Consider the following 19,852-nt stretch of genomic DNA (forward strand, 5'->3'; position numbering starts at 1 on the left):
ACCCACCCACCCGTTTGCTGCCCCTTAAAGGGCGACCGTCAAAACGGCCGAGTCGGGTGGGTGGGAAACGGGGGTCTGGGGGCGGAGTCCCCAGCGGCGGCTACAGACGCGGGTCCACCGGCTCCGACTCCAGTGCCAGTACCCCGAACACCGCCTCGTGGACGCGCCACAGCGGCTCGCCCTCCGCCAGCCGGTCGAGGGCCTCGAGACCGAGTGCGTACTCCCGGATCGCGAGGGAGCGCTTGTGGTTGAGGAAGCGGCCGCGCAGGCGGGTGAGGTTGTCGGGGCGGGTGTATTCCGGGCCGTAGATGATCCGCAGGTATTCGCGGCCACGGCACTTGATGCCGGGCTGGACCAGTCGGCCCGACTCACCGCGTACCACCGCGCCCACCGGCTTGACGACCATGCCCTCGCCGCCCCGGCCGGTCATCTCCAGCCACCAGTCGACGCCCGCCCGGATCGACTCGGGGTCGCCGGTGTCGACGTAGAGGCGGCGGGTGGTCTGCAGTAGACCCGTACTGTCGTGTTCCACCAGCCGGTCCAGCAAGGCGAGTTGTTCGTCGTGCGGGAGTGCGGCGAGGCTGCGGCCCTGGACCGCGAGGAGCTGGAACGGGGCCAGGCGGACACCGTCGAGGCCGTCGGTCGACCAGCAGTAGCGGCGGTACGCGTCCGTGAACGCCGAGGCGTCGGCGGCCCGTTCACGCTGCCGGGCCAACAGCTCGGCCACGTCCACGCCACGGCCCGCGGCGCCTTCCAGCGCGGCCAGCGCACCCGGGAACACCGCCCCGGCCGCCGCGCCGACCGCCGCGTACTGACCGCGCAGCAGCCCGGACGCCTTCAGCGACCACGGCATCAACTCCGCGTCCAGCAGCACCCAGTCGGTGTCGAGAGCCACCCAGAGGTCTGCCGCGTCCAGCGCCGCCCGCAGTCGGCCGAGGATCTCCTCGGTCACGGAGGCGTCATCGAAGAAGGGGCGGCCCGTGCGGGTGTAGAGAGAGCCCGTCGGACCGTCGACACCGAACCGCTTCCGCGCCGTCTCCGCGTCCCGGCACACCAGCGCCACCGCCCGCGAGCCCATGTGCTTCTCCTCGCACACGACCCGCGCGACCCCGTCCTCGGCGTACTGCGCGAACGCCTCCGCCGGGTGCTCCAGGTAGCCGTCGACATGCGAGGTCGCCGTCGGCGCCATCGTCGGCGGCAGGTACGGCAGCAGGCGCGGGTCGACCGCGAAGCGGCTCATGACCTCCAGGGCCGCCGCCGCGTTCTCCTCGCGGACCGACACCCGGCCCGCGTGCCGGGTCTCCACCACCCGGCGGCCGTGCACGTCCGCCAGGTCGAGCGGGCGGCCGTCGTGACCGCCGGGTGCCTCCGAGCGCAGCGGGCGCGTCGGCTCGTACCAGACCTGCTCGGCCGGTACGTCGACCAGCTCCCGCTCCGGCCAGCGCAGGGCGGTGAGCTTGCCGCCGAAGACGGCGCCCGTGTCGAGGCAGATGGTGTTGTTGAGCCAGGTGGCCTCGGGGACCGGGGTGTGGCCGTAGACGACGGCCGCGCGGCCCCGGTAGTCCTCGGCCCACGGGTAGCGCACCGGCAGGCCGAACTCGTCGGTCTCGCCGGTCGTGTCGCCGTACAGCGCGTGCGAGCGGACCCGGCCGGAGGTGCGGCCGTGGTACTTCTCGGGCAGGCCGGCGTGGCAGACGACCAGTCGGCCGCCGTCGAGGACGTAGTGGCTGACGAGTCCGTCGATGAACTCCCTCACCTGGGCGTGGAATTCCTCGGTCTCCTCCTCCATCTGCTCGATGGTCTCGGCGAGGCCGTGGGTGTGCTGGACCTTGCGGCCCTTGAGGTAACGGCCGTACTTGTTCTCGTGGTTGCCCGGTACGCACAGCGCGTTGCCCGACCCGACCATGGACATCACGCGGCGCAGCACGCCGGGCGAGTCGGGGCCGCGGTCGACGAGGTCGCCGACGAAGACGGCCGTACGGCCGGCCGGGTGGACACCGTCGTCGTAGCCCAACTTGCCGAGCAGGGTCTCCAGTTCGGCGGCGCAGCCGTGGATGTCGCCGATGATGTCGAAGGGGCCGGTGAGGTGGGTCAGGTCGTTGAAGCGCTTCTCGGTGACGATCGTGGCGTTCTCGATGTCCTCGACTCCGCGCAGGACGTGCACCTTGCGGAAGCCCTCGCGCTCCAAGCCCCGCAGGGAGCGCCGGAGTTCGCGGGTGTGCCGGGTGATCACCCGGCGCGGCATGTCGGCGCGGTCGGAGCGCGTGGCGTTGCGCTCGGCGCACACCTCCTCCGGTACGTCGAGCACGATGGCGATGGGCAGGACGTCGTACTGCCGTGCCAGGTCGATCAGTTGGCGTCGGCTGTCCTGCTGCACGCTGGTCGCGTCGACGACCGTGCGGCGGCCGGCGGCGAGGCGCTTGCCCGCGATGTAGTGCAGGACGTCGAAGGCGTCCCGGGTGGCGCTCTGGTCGTTCTCGTCGTCGGAGACCAGGCCCCGGCAGAAGTCCGAGGAGATGACCTCGGTCGGCTTGAAGTGGCGGTGCGCGAAGGTGGACTTGCCGGAGCCGGAGGCGCCGATCAGGACCACGAGGGAGAGGTCGGTCACGGGCAGGACGCGCCCCTTGTGCTGTGTCTCGGTCATGCCGCCTTCGCCTCCTTCGTGGTTACCTGCTTGAAGACCGCCATCTGGGTGGGCGGGCCCACCTCGGGGTCGTCGGGTCCGACCGGTACGAACTCGACCTCGTAGCCGTGCCGTTGGGCTACTTTCGCCGCCCACTCCCCGAACTCGGCGCGCGTCCACTCGAAGCGGTGGTCGCCGTGCCGGACGTGTCCGGCCGGGAGGGTCTCCCAGCGGACGTTGTACTCGACGTTCGGGGTGGTGACGACGACCGTCCTGGGGCGGGCGGCGCCGAACACCGCGTACTCCAGCGCCGGCAGCCGGGGCAGGTCGAGGTGCTCGATCACCTCGCTGAGCACGGCGGCGTCGTACCCCTTGAGGCGGTTGTCGGTGTAGGCGAGCGAGCTCTGGAAGAGCTGGACGCGCGAGGACTGCCGCTCCCCCATGCGGTCGAGCTTGAGGCGGCGGCCCGCGATGGTGAGCGCGCGCATCGACACGTCGGTGCCGACGATCTCCGTGAACCGGGTGTCCTTGAGCAGTGCCTGCACCAACTGGCCCTGCCCGCAGCCGAGATCGAGCACGCGGCCGGCGCCGGACGCCTTGAGCGCCTCGACGATGGCGTCCCGGCGCTGCACGGCGAGCGGGGTCGGCTTCTCCTCGGTCTCGGTCTCCGGCTCGACGGCGTTGTCGATCTCCTCGACCTCGCTGTCGTCCGCCTCGGCGAGCCGTACCAGTTCCAGTCGCTCCATGGCCTCCCGGGTGAGGGACCAACGGCGCGACAGATAGCGGCTGGTGATGAGCTTCTGCTCCGGGTGCGCGGGCAGCCAGCCCTCACCGGCGCGCAGCAGTTTGTCGACCTCGTCGGGGGCCACCCAGTAGTGCTTGGCGTCGTCGAGGACCGGGAGCAGGACGTACAGGTGGCGCAGCGCCTCGGCGAGGGTCAGCGTCTCCGATTCCAGTACGAGGCTCACGTACCGCGAGTCGCCCCACTCGGGGAACTCGGCGTCCAGCGCGACCGGTTGGGCGGTGACCGTCCAGCCGAGGGGAGCGAAGAGCTTCTGTACGAGGTCGGTTCCGCCCCTGGCGGGCAGCGCGGGTACCTCGATGCGCAGCGGCAGTGGCCGGGCGGCGCGCTCGGGGCGGGCGTTGCACACGCCGCGCATGGCGCTGGAGAAGACCGCGCTGAGGGCGACGGCGAGCAGCGAAGAGGCCGCGTACGGACGGTCGTTGACGTACTGCGCGAGCGCCGCGTCGGGCGCTCCGCCGCGTCCCTTGCCCTTGCCGCGCCGGACCAGTGCCACCGCGTCGACCTCCAGCAACAGCGCCGCCGTGCAGCGCCCGGCATCCGCCTCTGGGTAGAGGACGTACGCCTGGCCGTAGGACGTGGAGAACGCCTGCGCCTTCTCGGGATGCTTGTGCAGCAGGAACCCGAGGTCGGTGGCGGGGAGTTCGGGGGTGCCGGTGGTACTGATCGTCAGGAACACGTGGGTCTGCCTCGAAACGTCTACTGAGCCTCTGAGCTGGGCAAGCGCCCCACCACTGAACTCGGGGCGCCCGCCCAACGTACAGCGAACATCCCTGACGTACTCAGGCATTTTCCCCGGTCCGCGGGCATCCGTCGCCGGAGCGCAGCGCGGCCCATGTGCTCGGTCCGACGATTCCGTCCGCCTTGAGGGAGATGGCACAGCCTCGAAGGTCGTCCCAGGCCTGGAAGGCGCGTACGGCCGCGGTGACGCCGCTTCCGTAGCGGTCGTCCGCGCCGGCCACGCCCCAGCCCCGGTAGGCCAGGAGGCACCGCACCTCACGCACGCGGGACCCCGTGTCGCCCTCGCGGGTGAGTGCCCCACCGCTGTAGTCACCGCACGACACCCGGGCGTTCGGCACAGCGGACACGGTGACGGTGGCCGAGCCCGTCACACTCGGCCCGGCGCCGTCCAAGTGGAGTCCCGCGACAATGAACGCGGCCGTGACGGCTGCCGCCACTTGCGTCCTGAAAGACATCCCCAATCCCCCTGTTCAACAGTCTGTTTAGCAGCGTCGACGCAACGCTGCCATCGCCACGCATACGGAGCTACACTTTTAAGCAGTGCCTTAATGGGGATCCAATCGGAGGTCATCCAGGGGGGTGAATACCACGCTCCGCATTCATTTCACGGATGCCGATCTGGCCCGGACCAGAATGGCCACAGTGCAGGATCCACTGTGGGAAATCGCACTCAGCCTGCACCGTCTCCAGACCTCGGAAGGACGCTGGGCGTACACCGACTGGTTCCGCGACGCACAAAAGCGGCTGGTCGACAAAGATCTGGACCGAATGGTCAGGGAACTCCTGCTACCCCTTTTCAAAAAAGGAACCTACTATCCCGATTTCTTGAATCCATCCGAAGCGCAAGGCGGACTGGCCGAGGGAATCACCGCGATCGTCGAAACACCACCCGCGCGAATAGAGGAAGAGGTCCGACGTTTCGCCGCACAGGCGGCCGCTCCGCAGTGGGCGTCGCGCCTGACCGAACGCCGGATGCGCGAGGACGTCGGGGAGGGCCTGCGCCTGTACTACGACACCGCCATCGCGCCGTACCGCGACTACTCCCGAACCTGCCTGGACACCGAGCACGCCGCCCTGGGCAAGGCCATGCTGCACGGCGGCGCGGACGGACTGCTGGCCGGTCTCGGGCCGCACATGCGCTGGGTGCCGCCCGTCCTGCACGTGACCTATCCGGTCGAGGATCGCGACCTGTATCTGGCGGGCCGCGGGTTGCTGCTGGTGCCGTCCTACTTCTGCTGGGGTGCGCCCGTGGCCCAGGGCGACCCCGCACTCCCCCAGGTTCTGGTCTACTCGCCGCACCGGGAGACGCTGGACTCCCCCGGCCTGTGCTCCTCCACCGCACCGCTCAGTGTCCTGCTGGGGCGCACCCGGGCCCTGATCCTGCGCCTCACGGTCGCCGGGGCCACGACCGGCGAACTGGCCCGCTCCTGCGGCGTCTCCCCGGCGGCGGCGAGCCAGCACACCACGGCCCTCCGGAATGCCGGCCTGATCAGCAGTCACCGCCGCGGCCCCCGGGTGCTGCACACCATCACCCCCCTGGGGTCGGCCCTGCTGCGCGGCCCGAACCAGGCCGAGCAGGGGAAGCGGCCCGCCCCCGACTCGCCTAGCGCGCGGGCCTTTCAGCCAGCCGTTCCACCGTCGTGACCGTCTGCTCCAGGATCGTGTCGAAGAGGCGGGCGTGGGCGGCCGGGAGGTCGGCGAGGAGGGGGCGGAGGAGGTCGGTCGTGGGGGCGGGGGCGTCGTCGAGGAGGGCGGTCATCTCGTCGTCGGGTCTGCGGTAGCCCTCGTAGACGGCGTTGCCGAGCAGCGTGGAGGAGATGAGGGCGACGGCGAGGGCCAGGTCCTCGGCGGAGAGGCCGGCCGGGAGGAGGATCTCGCGCAGCCGGGTCAGGCCGGGGGTCCAGGCGGGGTGCCGGGTCGTCGTCATGTACGGCATGAGCTGGGGGTAGGGGCGGAGGTTGGCCTGCCCGGCGCGCATCCAGGCGCGGAGCCGGTCGGGCCAGGGGCCCTCGGGGATGGGGTCGCGGCGCATGGCCTCCAGGACGTGGTCGGCGGCGGCCTGGAGGAGGGCGTCGCGGTCCGGGAAGTAGCGGTAGAGGGCCATGGGGGCGGCGCCGACGACGTCGGCGACCCGCTTGATGGTGAGGGAGACGGCCGGTTCGGCGAGCAGTACCTCGACGGCGCCCTCGACGATCCGCTCCCGTGACAGCCGGGGCGGGCGCCCCCTGCCCCGGCGGCCGGAACCCGTCGCCACCTGCGTCATCCGTTGCGCCTCTCCGTCCGCGGCAGCCGTGCCCGGACAGGGGAAGGCTACCGCTCCGGCACTTTCCGGGCCCGGCTCCCATTATTTTGCGTATGGCGTACGAAAAACATGCCAGACTCGTTTCGTTCGGCCCCCTGTCGTACGCATCAGCCGGAGGCTTCGCCATGTCCGCGTCCGCCGTCCCCACCCCACCCGTCGAAGGGGCCGGGCGCTCCGGCGCCGTCGTCTGGGTCCTGGCCCTCGGTGGGATCACCGTCTCGCTGATGCAGACACTGATCATCCCGATCGTGCCCGAACTGCCGAAGCTGCTGAACTCCTCGCCGTCCGACGCCACTTGGGCGATCACCGCGACCCTGCTGGCCGGTGCCGTCGCCAACCCGGTGGTGGGGCGGCTCGGGGACATGTACGGCAAGCGTCGGATGCTGCTGCTCAACCTCGTGCTGCTGATAGCGGGTTCGGTGGTCGGCGCGCTCAGCGACTCGCTCGCGCCGATGATCGTCGGACGGGCGCTCCAGGGCTTCTCGATGGCGGTCATCCCGCTCGGCATCAGCATCATGCGCGACGAACTCCCGCCCGAGCGGCTGGGATCGGCGACCGCGCTGATGAGCGCGTCGCTGGGGGTGGGCGGTGCGCTGGGGCTGCCGACGGCCGCGTTCATCGCCGAAAAGGCGGACTGGCATGTGCTGTTCTGGACGGCGGCGGTGCTCGGTGCCGTGGTGACCGCGCTCGTCGTGGCGCTCGTACCGGAGTCGGCGGTGCGCAGCGGCGGCCGGTTCGACGTCGTGGGCGGTGTGGGGATGTCGATCGGTCTGGTGTGTCTGCTGCTCGCCGTCTCCAAGGGGGCGGACTGGGGCTGGGGCAGCGGGACGACGACCGGACTGTTCGTCGTGGCCGTCGTGGTGCTGCTGGTGTGGGGCTGGTGGGAGTTGCGCACCGACCGGCCGCTGGTCGATCTGCGCACCAGCGCGCGGCGCCAGGTGCTGCTGACCAACCTCGCGTCCGTGGTGTTCGGCTTCGCCATGTTCGCCATGTCGCTGGCCGTGCCACAACTGCTCCAACTGCCCACCCTCACCGGCTACGGACTCGGCCAGTCCGTGCTCGCGGCGGGCCTCACGCTCGGCCCCTCCGGCCTGGTGATGATGGCCACGGCACCGCTGTCCGCCCGGATCTCGGCGGCGGCCGGACCCCGGGTCACCCTCATGCTGGGCGCGTTCGTCGTGGCGGCCGGTTACGGCCTGGGGGTCGTCATGCTGTCCGCGGTCTGGCAGGTCGTCGTGGTGTGCTGTGTGATCTCCGCCGGGGTCGGTTTCGCCTACGGCGCGATGCCCGCGCTCATCATGGGGGCCGTGCCGCTGTCCGAGACGGCCGCCGCGAACAGCCTCAACAGCCTGATGCGCTCCATCGGTACGTCCGCCTCCAGCGCCGTCGCCGGAGTCGTACTGGCGCACATGACGACGACGTTCGGCTCGCTGACGGTCCCCTCGCACAACGGTTTCCGCGTGATCATGGGCATCGGTTCGGCGGCTGCCCTGGCGGCCCTGGCCCTGGCCGCGTTCCTCCCGGGCCGGCGGCCGACCGTCGGCGCGGGAGTGCCGGCGGCGGCTTCCGCCGGGGCGGGGGCGAGGTAGGGGTTCCGAAAAGGTGTGTCACTTCGCACTGAAAGTGACACACCTTTTTGGAGGGGGTACCCCGCCCCCGCCCTCGCGGTGCTACGACAGCTGCGACTGCACCTGGGACGAGATCAGCTCCAGGTGGTCCAGGTCGTCGAGGTCGAGGACCTGGAGGTAGATGCGCCGGGAGCCGGTCTCGGCGTAGCGGCCGATCTTGTCGACGACCTCGGACGGGGAGCCCGCCAGGCCGTTGGCCTTGAGTTCGTCGACCTCGCGGCCGATCACGGCGGCGCGGCGGGCGACCTCCTGGTCGTCCTTGCCGACACAGACGACGAGGGCGTTGGAGTAGATCAGGTCGTCGGCCTTGCGGCCGGCCGCCTCGGCGGCGGCACGGACCCGGCCGAACTGCCGCTCGCTGTCCTCGATCGAGGCGAACGGGATGTTGAACTCGTCGGCGTACTTCGCGGCCAGCTTCGGGGTACGGCTCGCGCCGTGGCCGCCGATCAGCACGGGGATCCTGGACTGCGCGGGCTTGGGCAGCGCGGGCGAGTCGGTCAGGTCGTAGTACGTGCCGTGGAAGTCGAAGGTGTCGCCGGGCTTGGTCTCCCAGAGGCCGGTGACGATCGCCAGCTGCTCCTCCAGGCGGGCGAACTTCTCCTTGGGGAAGGGGATGCCGTACGCCTTGTGCTCCTGCTCGAACCAGCCCGCGCCCAGGCCGAGTTCGACCCGGCCGCCCGACATCTGGTCGACCTGCGCGACCTGGATGGCGAGAACGCCGGGGAGGCGGAAGGTGCCGGCCGTCATCAGGGTGCCGAGGCGGATGCGACTGGTCTCGCGGGCGAGGCCGGCCAGGGTGAGCCAGGCGTCGGTGGGGCCGGGGAGGCCGTCACCCGAGCCCATGCTCAGAAAGTGATCAGACCGGAAAAAGGCGTCGAAGCCCAGGTCCTCGGTGGCCTTGGCCACGGCGAGCAAGGTGTCGTAGGTGGCCCCCTGCTGGGGCTCGGTGAAGATGCGAAGATCCATGCCTCCATCCTGCACGCCGGAGTGCCGGTCAACCCCACCGGTCCCTGCGGCCCCACTCCTGCCCGGTCGGGTGAAATTACGTCAACCGTGCGCACGGGGACTGCCCGTGCCAGTGACCCGCCCCGGTGATGATCGTTGGCTCGGGCGGAACCGGACCGCCCGGATTCCCGCACCGGCAAGGCGACGTCGGGGCGTCACCCGCATCGGCCTCCGCTCTCGGAGGCCACGGGCCGAGGAGGCCGTCATGTCCGAAGAAGCCGTGCCACAGCAGGGCGGGCCTGCGCAACCGAAGGGGTTGCTGCAGCAGATGGAGGAGCTGATGGCGTCACTGAACGCGGACCTGTCCGCCCTCGACGCGGATCTGCAGTCGGCCGGAAGCACGGGGCCGGTGTCCGCCGAGGAGGGCGGCGCGACCGTCTGACGCTGCTGCGGCGCCGGAGGCGGACGTCTCTCTCACCCCGCCTCCCGCTCCGGTATCTCCGCCCGCTCCCGGTCCGCCAGTCTTCGCAGCATCTCCAGGACCCGGTCCCGCGACTCGTCGGCCGCGTCGATCGCCTCCATGCACTGCCAGTACGTGCCCTCGTCGTCCGCCGCGCAGGCGATGCCGACCAGGGCGATGCCGACCTCGCCGAGCAGACCGCCCAGGCAGAGGAGAGCGAGCCGGGCGTCGCCCAACTCCGTGAGCTGCGCGGCCCGTAAGTCCTCTATGGGCAGCACCGGGGTGTCGAGGACGCCGCAGCCCCGGCCCGCCAGCTCGGTCAACCCCAGTGCCTCACCCCGCAGTTCGGGCGGACCGAAGACCGCGAGGCGGCTGCCGATCGCCTGGGCGAGGGCCTGTGCCTGCCACACCTCGGTCATGGTCTGCGGCACGTCCCCGCTTCCGGCCAGGGCACGCCTGCTCGTCACGATGAGCCGCATCGCGTCCATGCACTGCCCCCGTCATATCCCGCCGTGCTGTTCGCACGTCCGCCCGAACTCACTTGTCCACTACCCAGAGTGAGAGTCACTGAGACGAAAAGCCAGAGGAAGGCGGAAATCTGTGGACAACAAATCGGTTGCGGACAGATGAATGACTCCGGAGAGTGAAAATGGACGCGCCGACTCCCCCAACTTGTCCATTACGGCCGTCACGGCCGGGGGAAGCGGTCCTCGTTCCGGTCGATCTTCGCCTCCAGCGCGGCGAGCGGGTCGACGCCGAGCACCTCGCACAGCTGCAGCAAGTAGGCGAGTACGTCGGCGACTTCGTCCCGCACCCGGTGCGCGCTGTCCGGGTCGTCCATGACCCGCGCGGACTCCTCGGGGGTCAGCCACTGGAAGATCTCGACCAGTTCGGAGGCCTCCACGCTGAGCGCGGAGGCGAGGTTCTTGGGGGTGTGATAGGGCTGCCAGTTCCGTGCGGCGGCGAACTCGGCCAGTCTGCGCTGCAATTTCGCCACGTCGAGATGTTCTGTCACGGCTCCAGGTGTACCACCGTGACCCCCTCGACCCGGTCGGCCCAGGACGCGTCGCTCACCGCGCCGACCAGCCGGATGTGCCCGCGCTCGCACATCCGGGCGGCGAGCCGCAGCAGTTCGGCCCGCTGCCGTACGTCCAGCGACCGGTCGAGGCCGTCGGCGAGGACGGTGAGGGTCTGCATCGCGGCCGGGACCTCGCCGGGCGGGTCCACCTCCAGCACGCCGGGGCCGGTGAGAAGCACCAACGCGAGGGCGGCGTAACGGAGTTCACCGTCGCCGAGCCGTCCGAAGCCGGTGCGCCCGCGGTCGCCCCGGTCGAGCACGGCCCTGACGGTGCCGTCGCCCAGCGGTTCCGCGAGCACGTCCGCGACGACTCCGGCGCATCCGGCGCGGACGGCTCCGACGAGTTGGGCGTGCCGCCGCCCGCACTCGCTCCGGGTGCGCCACAGCACGTCGGCGAGGTTGGCGCAGTCCCGCAGCAGCCGCCCGTCGCCGATCGGCACGGGTGCGCGCATCCGCTCGGGCACCGGGTCGCAGGCGAAGACGGAACGCAGGGCGACCACCATCTGCTCGGCGGCGGCGAGGACCTGTCGCTGCCCGTCCGTCTTGCCCGCGACCCGCAACGGCAGCAGGGCGGTGCCGAGCCGGTCGTCGGGCAGCGGGGCGCGGGTGACCGGTGACGAACCCGCCGTGTGCCAGGCGGCCTGCACCGAGCGGCGGGTGGGATCACGCAGGGCGGTCTCCAGGAGGACCAGCCCGCCGGACGTCAACCGCTCGCCCACGATGCGGAGTTCGGGCTCGGCCTGGACGGCGACATCGAGCCGTACCGGGCCCTCGGGTCCGTCCGCCGTACAGCCGATGCGGAAGCCGCGCCGGCGCTGGGCGTCGGGCCGGGCCCGGTCCGGGACGCAGGCGACCGGGTCCGGGAAGACGTCCCCCACCTCGCCCCCGCCGCCGAGCCGCGCGAGTGCCTCGTACGCCCGCAGCGCGCTCGTCTTGCCGCAGCCGCTGGGCCCGGCAAAGAGGGTGAGCGGCCCGAGCGGGAACCCGGCGCCCCGGTGGGTGGCGAACGCCGACAGGCGCAGCTCGGTGAGGTGTGGCCGGTCGGGGTGGGCCTCGACGCGGCCGGGGCCCGCCGGACCGGGGGCGTTCACCGACGGCGGGGCGAGGCCGGCCGACGGCTTTGGCGAGGGCCGGGCCCGGGGCGAGGCCGCTTCCGGCGACCGCCCCTGCGGCGGCACGGACTCGGACGGCCGGGGGAACTCGGGCGAGCGGGAGTACTCCGACGGCGGGGAGGACTCGGACGACTGGGGCGACTGGGCCATATCCGGACCGTAGGCCTCCGCCGTGAGGCGAACCGTTCCGTCCCGGGGACCTTCCTACGATCGAGGGACCGCCACCACCGCCCCCGCGCGGCTCACACGCCCGGAACCCCCGCCCCCTCCATCAGCCCCCGCACTTCCGTCCCAGGCGGTGTGAGCAGGAACACATTCCGGTCGACGCGGGTCATCCCGCTCGACAGGCCGAAGACGACACCCGTGCTGAAATCCAGCACCCGCTTGGCGACCTCGGCCTCCGCGCCGGTCAGGTCGAGGAGCACCGGTATGCCCGCCATCAGGGTCTCCGCGACCTCGCGGGCGTCCCCGAACACGTTCACGCGGAGGACGACGAAGCGACGGCGCGGCTCGGTCTCGGCCTCGGGCATGGCCCGGTGGCTCACGGCGGACGGCCAGGCGTCCCGGCCTCGCAGCGGCACTACCTGCGCGAGCCCCTCCCACTGTTCGTCGGTGACATCGTGGCTGTTCACCGGCATGCTCCGTCCTGGGTCGCGCTGGCAGTCTGCATCCGGCAATTGTTGCGCACTGTCACCCGTTCGGCCCAACAGCGACACACTCCGCGACAAGATCGGGCACATCTCACACCGGCCCCGGGCCGGTTGTGCAGCGCGCGTAACCCCTCATGATCGAGCCGCGTGACATCGGCGTAACGGGCAATTCGTAGCGTCTACGGCATGACGACGAGCCTCCGGACACAGCAGGTGCGAACGGTCTGCTCGTACTGCGGTGTGGGCTGCGGCATGCTGCTCGACGTCGGGGCGGGTCCCGACGGCAGGCGTACGGTCCTCAGGGCGTCCGGCGACAAGGCGCACCCGGCGAACGCGGGGCGGCTCTGTACCAAGGGCGCGACCACGGCCGAGATGCTCGCCGCGCCGGGCCGGCTGACCACCGCGCTGGTCCGGGACGACCGGGGCGCGGAACCGACGCCCGCGCCCGTCGCGGACGCCGTCGCCGAGACCGCGCGCCGGCTGCGCAGGATCGTCGACGAGCACGGGCCGGACGCGGTCGCCTTCTACGTCTCCGGGCAAATGAGCCTGGAGGCGCAGTACTTGGCGAACAAGCTGGCCAAGGGGTTCGTGCGGACGAACCAGATCGAGTCCAACTCCCGGCTGTGCATGGCGAGTGCGGGTGCCGGCTACAAGTCGTCGCTGGGCGCGGACGGGCCGCCGGGTTCGTACGAGGACTTCGAGCGGGCGGACGTGTTCCTGGTCATCGGCTCGAACATGGCCGACTGCCATCCGATCCTCTTCCTGCGGATGATGGAACGGGTCAAGGCGGGCGCCAAGTTGATCGTCGTCGACCCGCGCCGCACCGCCACGGCGGCAAAGGCGGACCTGTTCCTCCAGATCGCGCCGGGCACCGATCTCGCCCTGCTCAACGGCCTGTTGCACCTGCTGCACGAGAACGGGCACACCGACCCGGAGTTCATCGCCGCGCACACCGAGGGCTGGGAGGCGCTGCCCGAGTTCCTGGCCGACTACGCGCCGGACGCGGTCGCCGCCCTCACCGGACTCGCCGAGGACGACATCCGTACGGCGGCCCGGCTGATCGGCGAGGCGGGCGAGTGGATGAGCTGCTGGACGATGGGGCTCAACCAGTCCACGCACGGCACCTGGAACACCAACGCCCTCGTCAACCTGCATCTCGCGACCGGCGCCATCTGCCGCCCCGGCAGCGGGCCGTTCTCCCTCACCGGCCAGCCGAACGCGATGGGCGGCCGCGAAATGGGCTACATGGGACCGGGGTTGCCGGGCCAGCGGTCCGTACTGGTCGACGCGGAACGGGAGTTCACCGAGGAGGTGTGGGGTCTGCCGCCCGACACCCTCCGCGCGGACGGGGTCGGCCGGGGCACCGTCGAGATGTTCCAGAAGATGGCCGACGGCGACATCAAGGCCTGCTGGATCATCTGCACCAACCCGGTCGCCTCCGTCGCCAACCGGCGCACCGTCATCGAGGGTCTGGAAGCGGCCGAGTTCGTCGTCACCCAGGACGTCTTCACCGACACCGAGACCAACGCCTACGCCGACGTCGTCCTCCCCGGCGCGCTGTGGACCGAGTCCGAGGGCGTCCTCGTCAACAGCGAACGCACCCTCACCCTCGCCCAGCCCGTCGTCGACCCGCCCGGCGAGGCCACGTCCGACTGGCGGCTCATCGCGGCCGTGGCGTGCGCGATGGGGTACGAGAAGGGCTTCTCCTACGACAGCGCCGAGGAAGTCTTCGAGGAGATACGGCAGTTCTTCAACCCGGTGACCGGGTGGGACCTGCGCGGGGTGACCTACGAGCGGCTGCGCTCCACGCCGGTGCAGTGGCCGGCGGCGGAGGAGGACGGGCCGGACCGCAATCCCATCCGGTACCTGGGCGGCGGTGAGCTGCGGTTCCCAACTGCCAGTGGGCGGGCGATGTTTCACGCTCGCCCTCATATGCCGGCCGCCGAACTGCCCGACGACGACTACCCGTTCGTGCTCAACACGGGACGCCTTCAGCACCAGTGGCACACGCTCACGAAGACCGGCAAGGTCGCCAAGCTCAACAAGCTGAACCCCGGGCCCTTCGTCGAGCTGCATCCGCAGGACGCGCGGGAGTTGGGGATCGCGGAGGGCGACTCGGTGGAGGTCGCGTCACGTCGGGGGCGGGCGGTGCTGCCTGCTGTGGTGACCGACCGGGTGCGGCCCGGGGGCTGTTTCGCGCCGTTCCACTGGAACGACCTCTTCGGCGAGTACCTGAGCGTCAACGCGGTGACGAGCGACGCGGTCGATCCGGTGTCGTTCCAGCCGGAGTTCAAGGTGTGCGCGGTGTCGCTGGCGAAGGTGGCGAGCGCGCCGACGGACGATCAGCCGAAGGCACTTGAGCCGACCTCCGTGACCCCGGGCGCGAATCCCTTCGGGCTCGCCCCCGCCCCGCCGCCCGTCCTCACCGCGCAGGAACGCGTCTATCTGACCGGCTTCCTCGCGGGCATCGAGTCCGGCGCCCCGGGTGTGCCGATCCTCCCGCCGGACGCGCCCTTCAGCACCGAACACGCCTTGTGGGTCAACGGTGTTCTCGCCGGGATGTACTCGAGGTCGGCAGCCGCGCCCGTACAACAGCCGCAAGCGGGGCGGCAGATCGTCGTGCTGTGGGCCTCGCAGACCGGCAACGCGGAGGAGTTGGCGGCGGCCACCGCCGAGCGTCTCGGCTCGGCCGGACACCGGGCGAGTCTGCTCGGCATGGACCAGGCCGACGTCGGCACGCTTCCGGCCGACGCCGATCTCCTCTTCATCACCAGCACGTTCGGCGACGGTGACGCCCCCGACAACGGCTCCGGCTTCTGGGACGCGCTCGCCGGCGAGCAGGCGCCCCGGCTGGACGGAGTGCGGTTCGCGGTACTGGCCCTGGGCGACTCGTCGTACGACGACTTCTGCGGGCACGGGCGCCGACTGGACGCGCGGCTCGACGAGTTGGGCGGGGTGCGGCTGGCCCCGCGCACGGACTGCGAGCCGGACTTCGAGCCGTCGGCGGACGCGTGGCTGGGCCAGGTCATCACGGCCCTGGGCGCCGAGCCCGGAGCCCCGGAATCACCGCGCCGTGCCCCCAAGCCCGCCCCCGCGCTCGCCCGGCTGGTCGGCAACCGGCTGCTGAGCCGCCCCGGCGCGGGCAAGGAGGTCCGCCGGTTCACCTTCGACACCAGCGGCACCGACCTGACGTACGAGGCCGGTGACGCGCTCGGCGTGCGGCCGGTCAACTCACCGGACCTGGTGGAGGAGTGGCTGACCGTCACCGGTGCCGACGCCTCAACCGTCGTAGAGGTGGCGGGTGTTGGCGAGTTCCCTTTCGCCGAGGCGTTGCACCGGCAGCTGGACATCACCCGCATCACCCCGGACCTGCTGCGCTTCGTGGCCGAACGGGCGCGGGACGACCGGGAGTTGCGCAGGCTTCTGCGGCCCGACAACAAGGACCGGCTCGCGCAGTGGAGTTGGGGGCGGCAGGCGGTGGACGTGCTCGCCGAGTACCCGGTGAAGGCGGGTGCGGAGGACTGGGCCGGGGTGCTCAAGAAGCTTCAGCCGCGCCTGTACTCGATCAGTTCCAGCCCACTCGTCGACCCGCACAGCGTGTCGCTGACGGTGTCGGTGGTCCGTTACGAGAATCTCAATGGCCGTCCGCGCGGCGGGGTTTGCTCACCGTTCCTCGCCGACGCCGAGGCGGACACGGAGGTGCCGGTGTTCGTGCAGCGGTCGCCGCACTTCCGGCCGCCCACCGACGCGGGGACGCCGATGGTGATGGTCGGGCCGGGTACGGGGGTCGCGCCGTTCGTCGGGTTCCTCCAGGAGCGGCGCGCGCTCGGGCACACGGCGCCGAACTGGCTGTTCTTCGGCGAGCAGCACCGCACGACGGACTTCTACTACGAGGAGGAACTCACCGAGTTGCTCGACGCGGGCACGCTCGCCCGGCTCGACACCGCCTTCTCCCGGGACCAGCGGGCCAAGGTGTACGTACAGGACCGGATGCGGGAGCACGGGCCGGAGTTGTGGCACTGGCTGCAGGAGGGCGCCCACTTCTATGTGTGCGGTGACGCCTCGCGGATGGCGAAGGACGTGGACCGGGCGCTGCGTGACATCGCGGTCGCGCACGGCGGTCTCGACGAGGCGGAGGCGGCCTCGTACGTGAAGCAACTGGCGGCGGCGAAACGGTATGTGCGCGATGTTTACTGAATGAACCGATGGCTTCGGTCAGTTGAACAATGACGTTCGCTTTTGCTGCTTTCCCGCCACAAAACCGGACTTCTTACCACCCTCACACCCGACTCTTCACGATGCGCGACACCCCGCTCACCGGGGCCGAATAGCCTCCTATGTCGTGCACTTGGCAGAAACACCTCAGGTGACACCCGGTCGGCGGACACAGTCGGCGGTGTCCGCCCCGGAACCTCCCGCGCAGTGGCATCGCATCCTCACCCTGCTCGCCGACATCAGTCTGTTCATCGGTGTCCGTCCGGTGTGGACGCAGGCCGCCGGCCACCGGCTCGTCGTGGCGGCGGCCGTGTCGCTCTGCTACGTCTCGATCCTGGTGTGCGGGGTGCTGGCCCTGGTGGTGCGCAGGGCACGGTCGTTGGCCCGGATCGACCTCGCCGTGCTGGTGACGGCGGTCGTGCTGACGCTGGCGGCGTGGTCCGTGTTCCACAACGGCGGCGACGAGGCGGTCCTCACCACCCAGGCCGCCAAGGAGCTGGTCGCCGGGCACCCGATCTACGGACAGCCCTGGCCGTGGCTCTTCCACTCCGGTGGCGTCGCGCTGACCCCGACCGTGACCGGCGGCTACGACTACACCTACGGATATCCGCCGCTGGAAACGCTGTTGACGGCGCCCCTGCTGTGGATCGGGCACGGCGGCGCCCCCGCGACGGCCGTCGCCACCGGTGCGCTCATCGCGGGCGCGGTCCTGATGTGGCGGCTGCTGCCCACCCAGTGGCGCTCGGCGGCCACCATCGCGTGCCTGGGCCTCGGCCTGCTGCCGACCTACGGCCGGCAGGGCTATCCCGCCGTCCTGGCCATGGCGCTGCTGATCCCGGTGGTGGTCCGCTGGCCCCGGATCGGCAGGGGTGGCCGGCTCGGCCGTGCCGGGATCGCCCAGGCCGCGTGCCTCGGGGCGGCCTGCGCGGCACAGCAACTCCCCTGGTTTCTCACGCCGTTCCTGCTCGCCGGGATCTACGCCGTGCGGCGCGGCGAACTCGGCGCCAGGCAGGCCGCGTTGGTGCTGCTGCGGATCGTCGGGGTCGCGCTCACCGTGTGGCTGCTGATCAACACGTACTTCATCGTGCACGAGCCGGGCACCTGGATCGCGGGCATCGCGCTGCCGCTGACCCAGGGCGCGGTGGTGCACGGCCAGGGCCTGGTGGACATCTCGCTGTACTTCACGAACGGCAGCGACCGGCTCGACTGGTACTCCCACGCGAGCATGCTGCTGGCGGCGGGGCTGCTCGCCGTGTTCGTGCTGTTCGTACGGCGGCTCGGCCCGGCGGCGACCGTCCTGCCCTGGTGCGCCTTCTATCTGGCGACGCGTTCGCAGGACGGCTACTACCTGATGATGACCCCGCTGTGGCTGGCGGCGGCGGTCACCACACCGCTCTCGGAGTTCCGGGACGCGTGGCAGCCGCGGCCCCGGGCGCTGTCCGGCCCGAACCGGCGCCGGGCCAGGGTCGCGGCGGCCGTACTGCTGCTCACGCCCGCGCTGGCGAGCGCCGCCGTGGCGGCGACGGGCGCGCCGCCGATGAGCATGAGGCTCGCCGGGGTGCGGCGCGCGGCGCCCACCGTCGTGACCCGGCTGACCGTCGAGGTCACCAACTCGTCCGGCAGCGCCCTCTCGCCCCACTACATGCTCACCACGGGTCAGGGCATGAGCAGGTTCTGGTCCCAGGTGGGCGGTCCGACGACGCTGCCCGCGCACAGCACCGAGCGCATCGAACTCGAGCCGGCCGGGGGGAAGTTCGTCCTCCCCCACAAGACGGTCCGGATCCGGGTGCGCGCGTTCACCGCGAGCCCGCAGACGCTGTCCAGCTCGGACGTCCGGCTGCAGCCCGCGGGTTGACGGTCCGTCATGCTGCGGCGCGCAGGAAACGCAGCGTGGTGGTCACGGTGGTCAGGCCGCGCAGCATGCCGAGCTGATTCCAGCCCAGGCCGAACTGGTCGCGGTCCACGGTGAATTCGGCGTCCAGGGTGAGCGCCTCGGCGCTCGCGTCCTTGAGCCGGGCGGTGAAGGTCTGCGGGCGGCTGATGCCGTGGACGGTCAGCTGGCCGACGACGTGCACGGTGTCGCCGGTCAGCTCGGCGCTGCGCACCGCGAAGGTGATCTCCGGGAACTTCTCGACGTCGAAGAGGTCGGCGGAGCGCAGGTGCTTGTCGCGCTTGGCGTTCTTGGTGTCCAGGGAGGCGGCGGCCAGGGTCAGCGTGCCGATCGCGGACCCGTCGGGGCGGACCTCGCCCTGGCCGGTGACGGTGCCGAAGGTGCCCTTCACATTGACCAGGCCCCACATCGTCTTGTGGCTGATGCCCACGGTGGAGGCGGCCTGGTCGAGCTGCCACACCCCGGTTTCGACGGCGACGGTCATGATCTCTCCCGCTGGTTCCAGTAGTCCAAATTTGAATGAGCCACACGCTAGCCCATTATCCAAATCTGAACAACCATCTCCTCCAAATTTGGACAACGGGTAGACTCGGAACCATGGCCGACCCTGTTGAGCACCCTGCCGACCAGCCCGAATGTCCCTCCTCGCAGGGCGGCGGACTGCTCCCGCCCGAGCTGCGGGCCTGGATGCTGCTGCTGGCGGCGACCGGCGCGGTGGAGCAGGAGCTGCGCTCGGTCGTGAAGGGGAACCTCGACGTCTCGCACGACGAGTTCCTGGTGCTGTGCCTGCTCGCCGAGCAGCCCGAGGGGCTGCGCATGACCCGGATCGCCGAACTGCTCGGCCGCCCCAAGACCCGGCTGACGTATCAGATCGCCTGCCTCCAGCACGCGGGCCTGGTCACCCGCAAGTCGGTCTGCGGGGACAAGCGCGGCGTCGAGGTCGCCCTCACGGAAAAGGCCCGACGCCTGCTGACGGAGGCGTCCTCGACCCTCTCCGAGACGGTCAAGCGGGCCCTCACCCAGTTCGTCGGCCCGGCCCAACGCGAGGCGATGTGCGCGCTGTTGCCGGACCTGGTCGGCGATACGCAGGACTCATCGGCGACGGCATGAGGTGAGGGACGGCAGACGACAGCCGTCCCCAGGGGCGGCCCGCGAGCGGGGATCGCGTGGACGAGACGGCGAAGCCGCGGCGCCCGGTCGGAGCGGGGGCGCCGCGGCCATGGACGCGGGCGGTGCGGTGGGGCGGGGAGCGCCGGCAGCGGTCGTAGCGGAGCTGCCAGGCGTCCGGCGACGGCCCGGAGCGCGCGGAACGCAGCGCGTTCGCTGTGCGCAGGCCGCAGGCCGCAGGCCGCAGGCCGCAGGCCGCAGGCCGCAGGCCGCAGGCCGCAGGCCGCAGGCCGCAGGC

At 71.2% G+C, this 19,852-nt stretch carries 16 protein-coding genes and 1 pseudogene; 6 read left to right on the plus strand and 11 right to left on the minus strand.

Annotated elements, in window-relative coordinates; all coding sequences use genetic code 11:
* Nucleotides 1-100: 100 nt before the first annotated feature.
* The 3 genes from SSP08S_RS48095 to SSP08S_RS48105 all read right to left on the minus strand — a co-directional run bounded on the left by SSP08S_RS48095 (nt 101) and on the right by SSP08S_RS48105 (nt 4,621).
* Nucleotides 101-2,644: a polynucleotide kinase-phosphatase gene (locus SSP08S_RS48095; RefSeq protein WP_019074823.1), complete on the minus strand. Its 2,544-nt coding sequence runs from the start codon at nt 2,642-2,644 to the stop codon at nt 101-103.
* Nucleotides 2,641-4,104, minus strand: a complete 1,464-nt coding sequence (locus SSP08S_RS48100) for a 3' terminal RNA ribose 2'-O-methyltransferase Hen1 (protein ID WP_019074824.1) — start codon at nt 4,102-4,104, stop codon at nt 2,641-2,643. Before SSP08S_RS48100 ends, SSP08S_RS48095 begins: the two co-directional genes overlap by 4 nt.
* A gap of 103 nt (nt 4,105-4,207) precedes the next feature.
* On the minus strand, nt 4,208-4,621 hold the full coding sequence (locus SSP08S_RS48105) for a peptidoglycan-binding domain-containing protein (RefSeq protein WP_158697325.1): 414 nt from the start codon (nt 4,619-4,621) through the stop codon (nt 4,208-4,210).
* Between the two features lie 370 nt (nt 4,622-4,991).
* Between SSP08S_RS48105 and SSP08S_RS48110 the strand changes: the two genes are divergently transcribed.
* Nucleotides 4,992-5,810, plus strand: a complete 819-nt coding sequence (locus SSP08S_RS48110; RefSeq protein WP_369407122.1) for an ArsR/SmtB family transcription factor — start codon at nt 4,992-4,994, stop codon at nt 5,808-5,810.
* Here the strand turns inward: SSP08S_RS48110 and SSP08S_RS64345 are convergent.
* Complete coding sequence (locus tag SSP08S_RS64345) at nt 5,770-6,429, minus strand: TetR/AcrR family transcriptional regulator (RefSeq protein WP_019074827.1); 660 nt, start codon at nt 6,427-6,429, stop codon at nt 5,770-5,772. The genes SSP08S_RS48110 and SSP08S_RS64345 overlap by 41 nt on opposite strands.
* Nucleotides 6,430-6,593: 164 nt before the next feature.
* Between SSP08S_RS64345 and SSP08S_RS48120 the strand changes: the two genes are divergently transcribed.
* Nucleotides 6,594-8,057: an MFS transporter gene (locus SSP08S_RS48120; RefSeq protein WP_019074828.1), complete on the plus strand. Its 1,464-nt coding sequence runs from the start codon at nt 6,594-6,596 to the stop codon at nt 8,055-8,057.
* 81 nt (nt 8,058-8,138) lie between these two features.
* Here SSP08S_RS48120 and SSP08S_RS48125 read toward each other — a convergent pair whose 3' ends face one another.
* Nucleotides 8,139-9,062 (minus strand): LLM class F420-dependent oxidoreductase, encoded by a 924-nt coding sequence (locus SSP08S_RS48125; RefSeq protein WP_019074829.1) that lies wholly within the window; start codon nt 9,060-9,062, stop codon nt 8,139-8,141.
* 244 nt (nt 9,063-9,306) lie between these two features.
* Here SSP08S_RS48125 and SSP08S_RS62745 point away from each other — a divergent pair, with 244 nt between their 5' ends.
* Entirely contained in the window at nt 9,307-9,483 is a 177-nt protein-coding gene (locus tag SSP08S_RS62745; protein ID WP_019074830.1) for a hypothetical protein, read from the plus strand.
* A gap of 32 nt (nt 9,484-9,515) precedes the next feature.
* On the opposite strand, the gene SSP08S_RS48135 is transcribed toward SSP08S_RS62745, so the two are convergent.
* The 4 genes from SSP08S_RS48135 to SSP08S_RS48150 form a co-directional block, all read right to left on the minus strand.
* On the minus strand, nt 9,516-9,989 hold the full coding sequence (locus tag SSP08S_RS48135) for a DUF6099 family protein (RefSeq protein ID WP_019074831.1): 474 nt from the start codon (nt 9,987-9,989) through the stop codon (nt 9,516-9,518).
* Between the two features lie 200 nt (nt 9,990-10,189).
* Nucleotides 10,190-10,516, minus strand: coding sequence for a nucleotide pyrophosphohydrolase (locus SSP08S_RS48140; RefSeq protein ID WP_019074832.1), 327 nt, complete (start codon nt 10,514-10,516; stop codon nt 10,190-10,192).
* Nucleotides 10,513-11,841, minus strand: coding sequence for an AAA family ATPase (locus tag SSP08S_RS48145; RefSeq protein ID WP_019074833.1), 1,329 nt, complete (start codon nt 11,839-11,841; stop codon nt 10,513-10,515). The genes SSP08S_RS48140 and SSP08S_RS48145 overlap by 4 nt, the downstream gene beginning before the upstream one ends.
* 92 nt (nt 11,842-11,933) lie before the next feature.
* Entirely contained in the window at nt 11,934-12,329 is a 396-nt protein-coding gene (locus SSP08S_RS48150) for a cell division protein SepF (protein WP_019074834.1), read from the minus strand.
* A gap of 198 nt (nt 12,330-12,527) precedes the next feature.
* Between SSP08S_RS48150 and SSP08S_RS48155 the strand changes: the two genes are divergently transcribed.
* Together SSP08S_RS48155 and SSP08S_RS48160 are read left to right on the plus strand one after the other, a co-directional pair.
* Nucleotides 12,528-16,538: a bifunctional nitrate reductase/sulfite reductase flavoprotein subunit alpha gene (locus SSP08S_RS48155; RefSeq protein WP_026179456.1), complete on the plus strand. Its 4,011-nt coding sequence runs from the start codon at nt 12,528-12,530 to the stop codon at nt 16,536-16,538.
* 199 nt (nt 16,539-16,737) lie between these two features.
* Nucleotides 16,738-18,411: a hypothetical protein gene (locus SSP08S_RS48160; protein WP_019074836.1), complete on the plus strand. Its 1,674-nt coding sequence runs from the start codon at nt 16,738-16,740 to the stop codon at nt 18,409-18,411.
* Between the two features lie 7 nt (nt 18,412-18,418).
* Here SSP08S_RS48160 and SSP08S_RS48165 read toward each other — a convergent pair whose 3' ends face one another.
* A complete protein-coding gene (locus SSP08S_RS48165) occupies nt 18,419-18,931 on the minus strand; it encodes a YceI family protein (protein ID WP_019074837.1) in 513 nt (170 codons plus the stop codon).
* A 113-nt stretch (nt 18,932-19,044) separates the two neighbouring features.
* On the opposite strand from SSP08S_RS48165, the gene SSP08S_RS48170 reads away from it, so the two are divergent.
* Nucleotides 19,045-19,557 carry a MarR family winged helix-turn-helix transcriptional regulator gene (locus SSP08S_RS48170; protein ID WP_019074838.1) on the plus strand — a complete coding sequence of 171 codons (513 nt, stop codon included), beginning with the start codon at nt 19,045-19,047 and terminating at the stop codon, nt 19,555-19,557.
* 14 nt (nt 19,558-19,571) lie between these two features.
* On the opposite strand, the pseudogene SSP08S_RS63965 reads toward SSP08S_RS48170, so the two are convergent.
* Nucleotides 19,572-19,852, minus strand: a pseudogene (locus tag SSP08S_RS63965) (hypothetical protein); the annotation flags it as partial.

Origin of the sequence: Streptomyces hokutonensis, assembly GCF_000376565.1 — a bacterium.
In the GTDB taxonomy this organism is placed as follows: domain Bacteria; phylum Actinomycetota; class Actinomycetes; order Streptomycetales; family Streptomycetaceae; genus Streptomyces; species Streptomyces hokutonensis.

Excerpts from the sequence above, each read along its gene's own strand:
- SSP08S_RS48095 (WP_019074823.1), bottom strand. The coding sequence starts at position 2,644 with ATGACCGAGACACAGCACAAGGGGCGCGTCCTGCCCGTGACCGACCTC.
- SSP08S_RS48105 (WP_158697325.1), bottom strand. The coding sequence starts at position 4,621 with ATGTCTTTCAGGACGCAAGTGGCGGCAGCCGTCACGGCCGCGTTCATT.
- SSP08S_RS64345 (WP_019074827.1), bottom strand. The coding sequence starts at position 6,429 with ATGACGCAGGTGGCGACGGGTTCCGGCCGCCGGGGCAGGGGGCGCCCG.
- SSP08S_RS48120 (WP_019074828.1), top strand. The coding sequence starts at position 6,594 with ATGTCCGCGTCCGCCGTCCCCACCCCACCCGTCGAAGGGGCCGGGCGC.
- SSP08S_RS48125 (WP_019074829.1), bottom strand. The coding sequence starts at position 9,062 with ATGGATCTTCGCATCTTCACCGAGCCCCAGCAGGGGGCCACCTACGAC.
- SSP08S_RS62745 (WP_019074830.1), top strand. The coding sequence starts at position 9,307 with ATGTCCGAAGAAGCCGTGCCACAGCAGGGCGGGCCTGCGCAACCGAAG.
- SSP08S_RS48135 (WP_019074831.1), bottom strand. The coding sequence starts at position 9,989 with ATGGACGCGATGCGGCTCATCGTGACGAGCAGGCGTGCCCTGGCCGGA.
- SSP08S_RS48145 (WP_019074833.1), bottom strand. The coding sequence starts at position 11,841 with ATGGCCCAGTCGCCCCAGTCGTCCGAGTCCTCCCCGCCGTCGGAGTAC.
- SSP08S_RS48150 (WP_019074834.1), bottom strand. The coding sequence starts at position 12,329 with ATGCCGGTGAACAGCCACGATGTCACCGACGAACAGTGGGAGGGGCTC.
- SSP08S_RS48155 (WP_026179456.1), top strand. The coding sequence starts at position 12,528 with ATGACGACGAGCCTCCGGACACAGCAGGTGCGAACGGTCTGCTCGTAC.
- SSP08S_RS48165 (WP_019074837.1), bottom strand. The coding sequence starts at position 18,931 with ATGACCGTCGCCGTCGAAACCGGGGTGTGGCAGCTCGACCAGGCCGCC.
- SSP08S_RS48170 (WP_019074838.1), top strand. The coding sequence starts at position 19,045 with ATGGCCGACCCTGTTGAGCACCCTGCCGACCAGCCCGAATGTCCCTCC.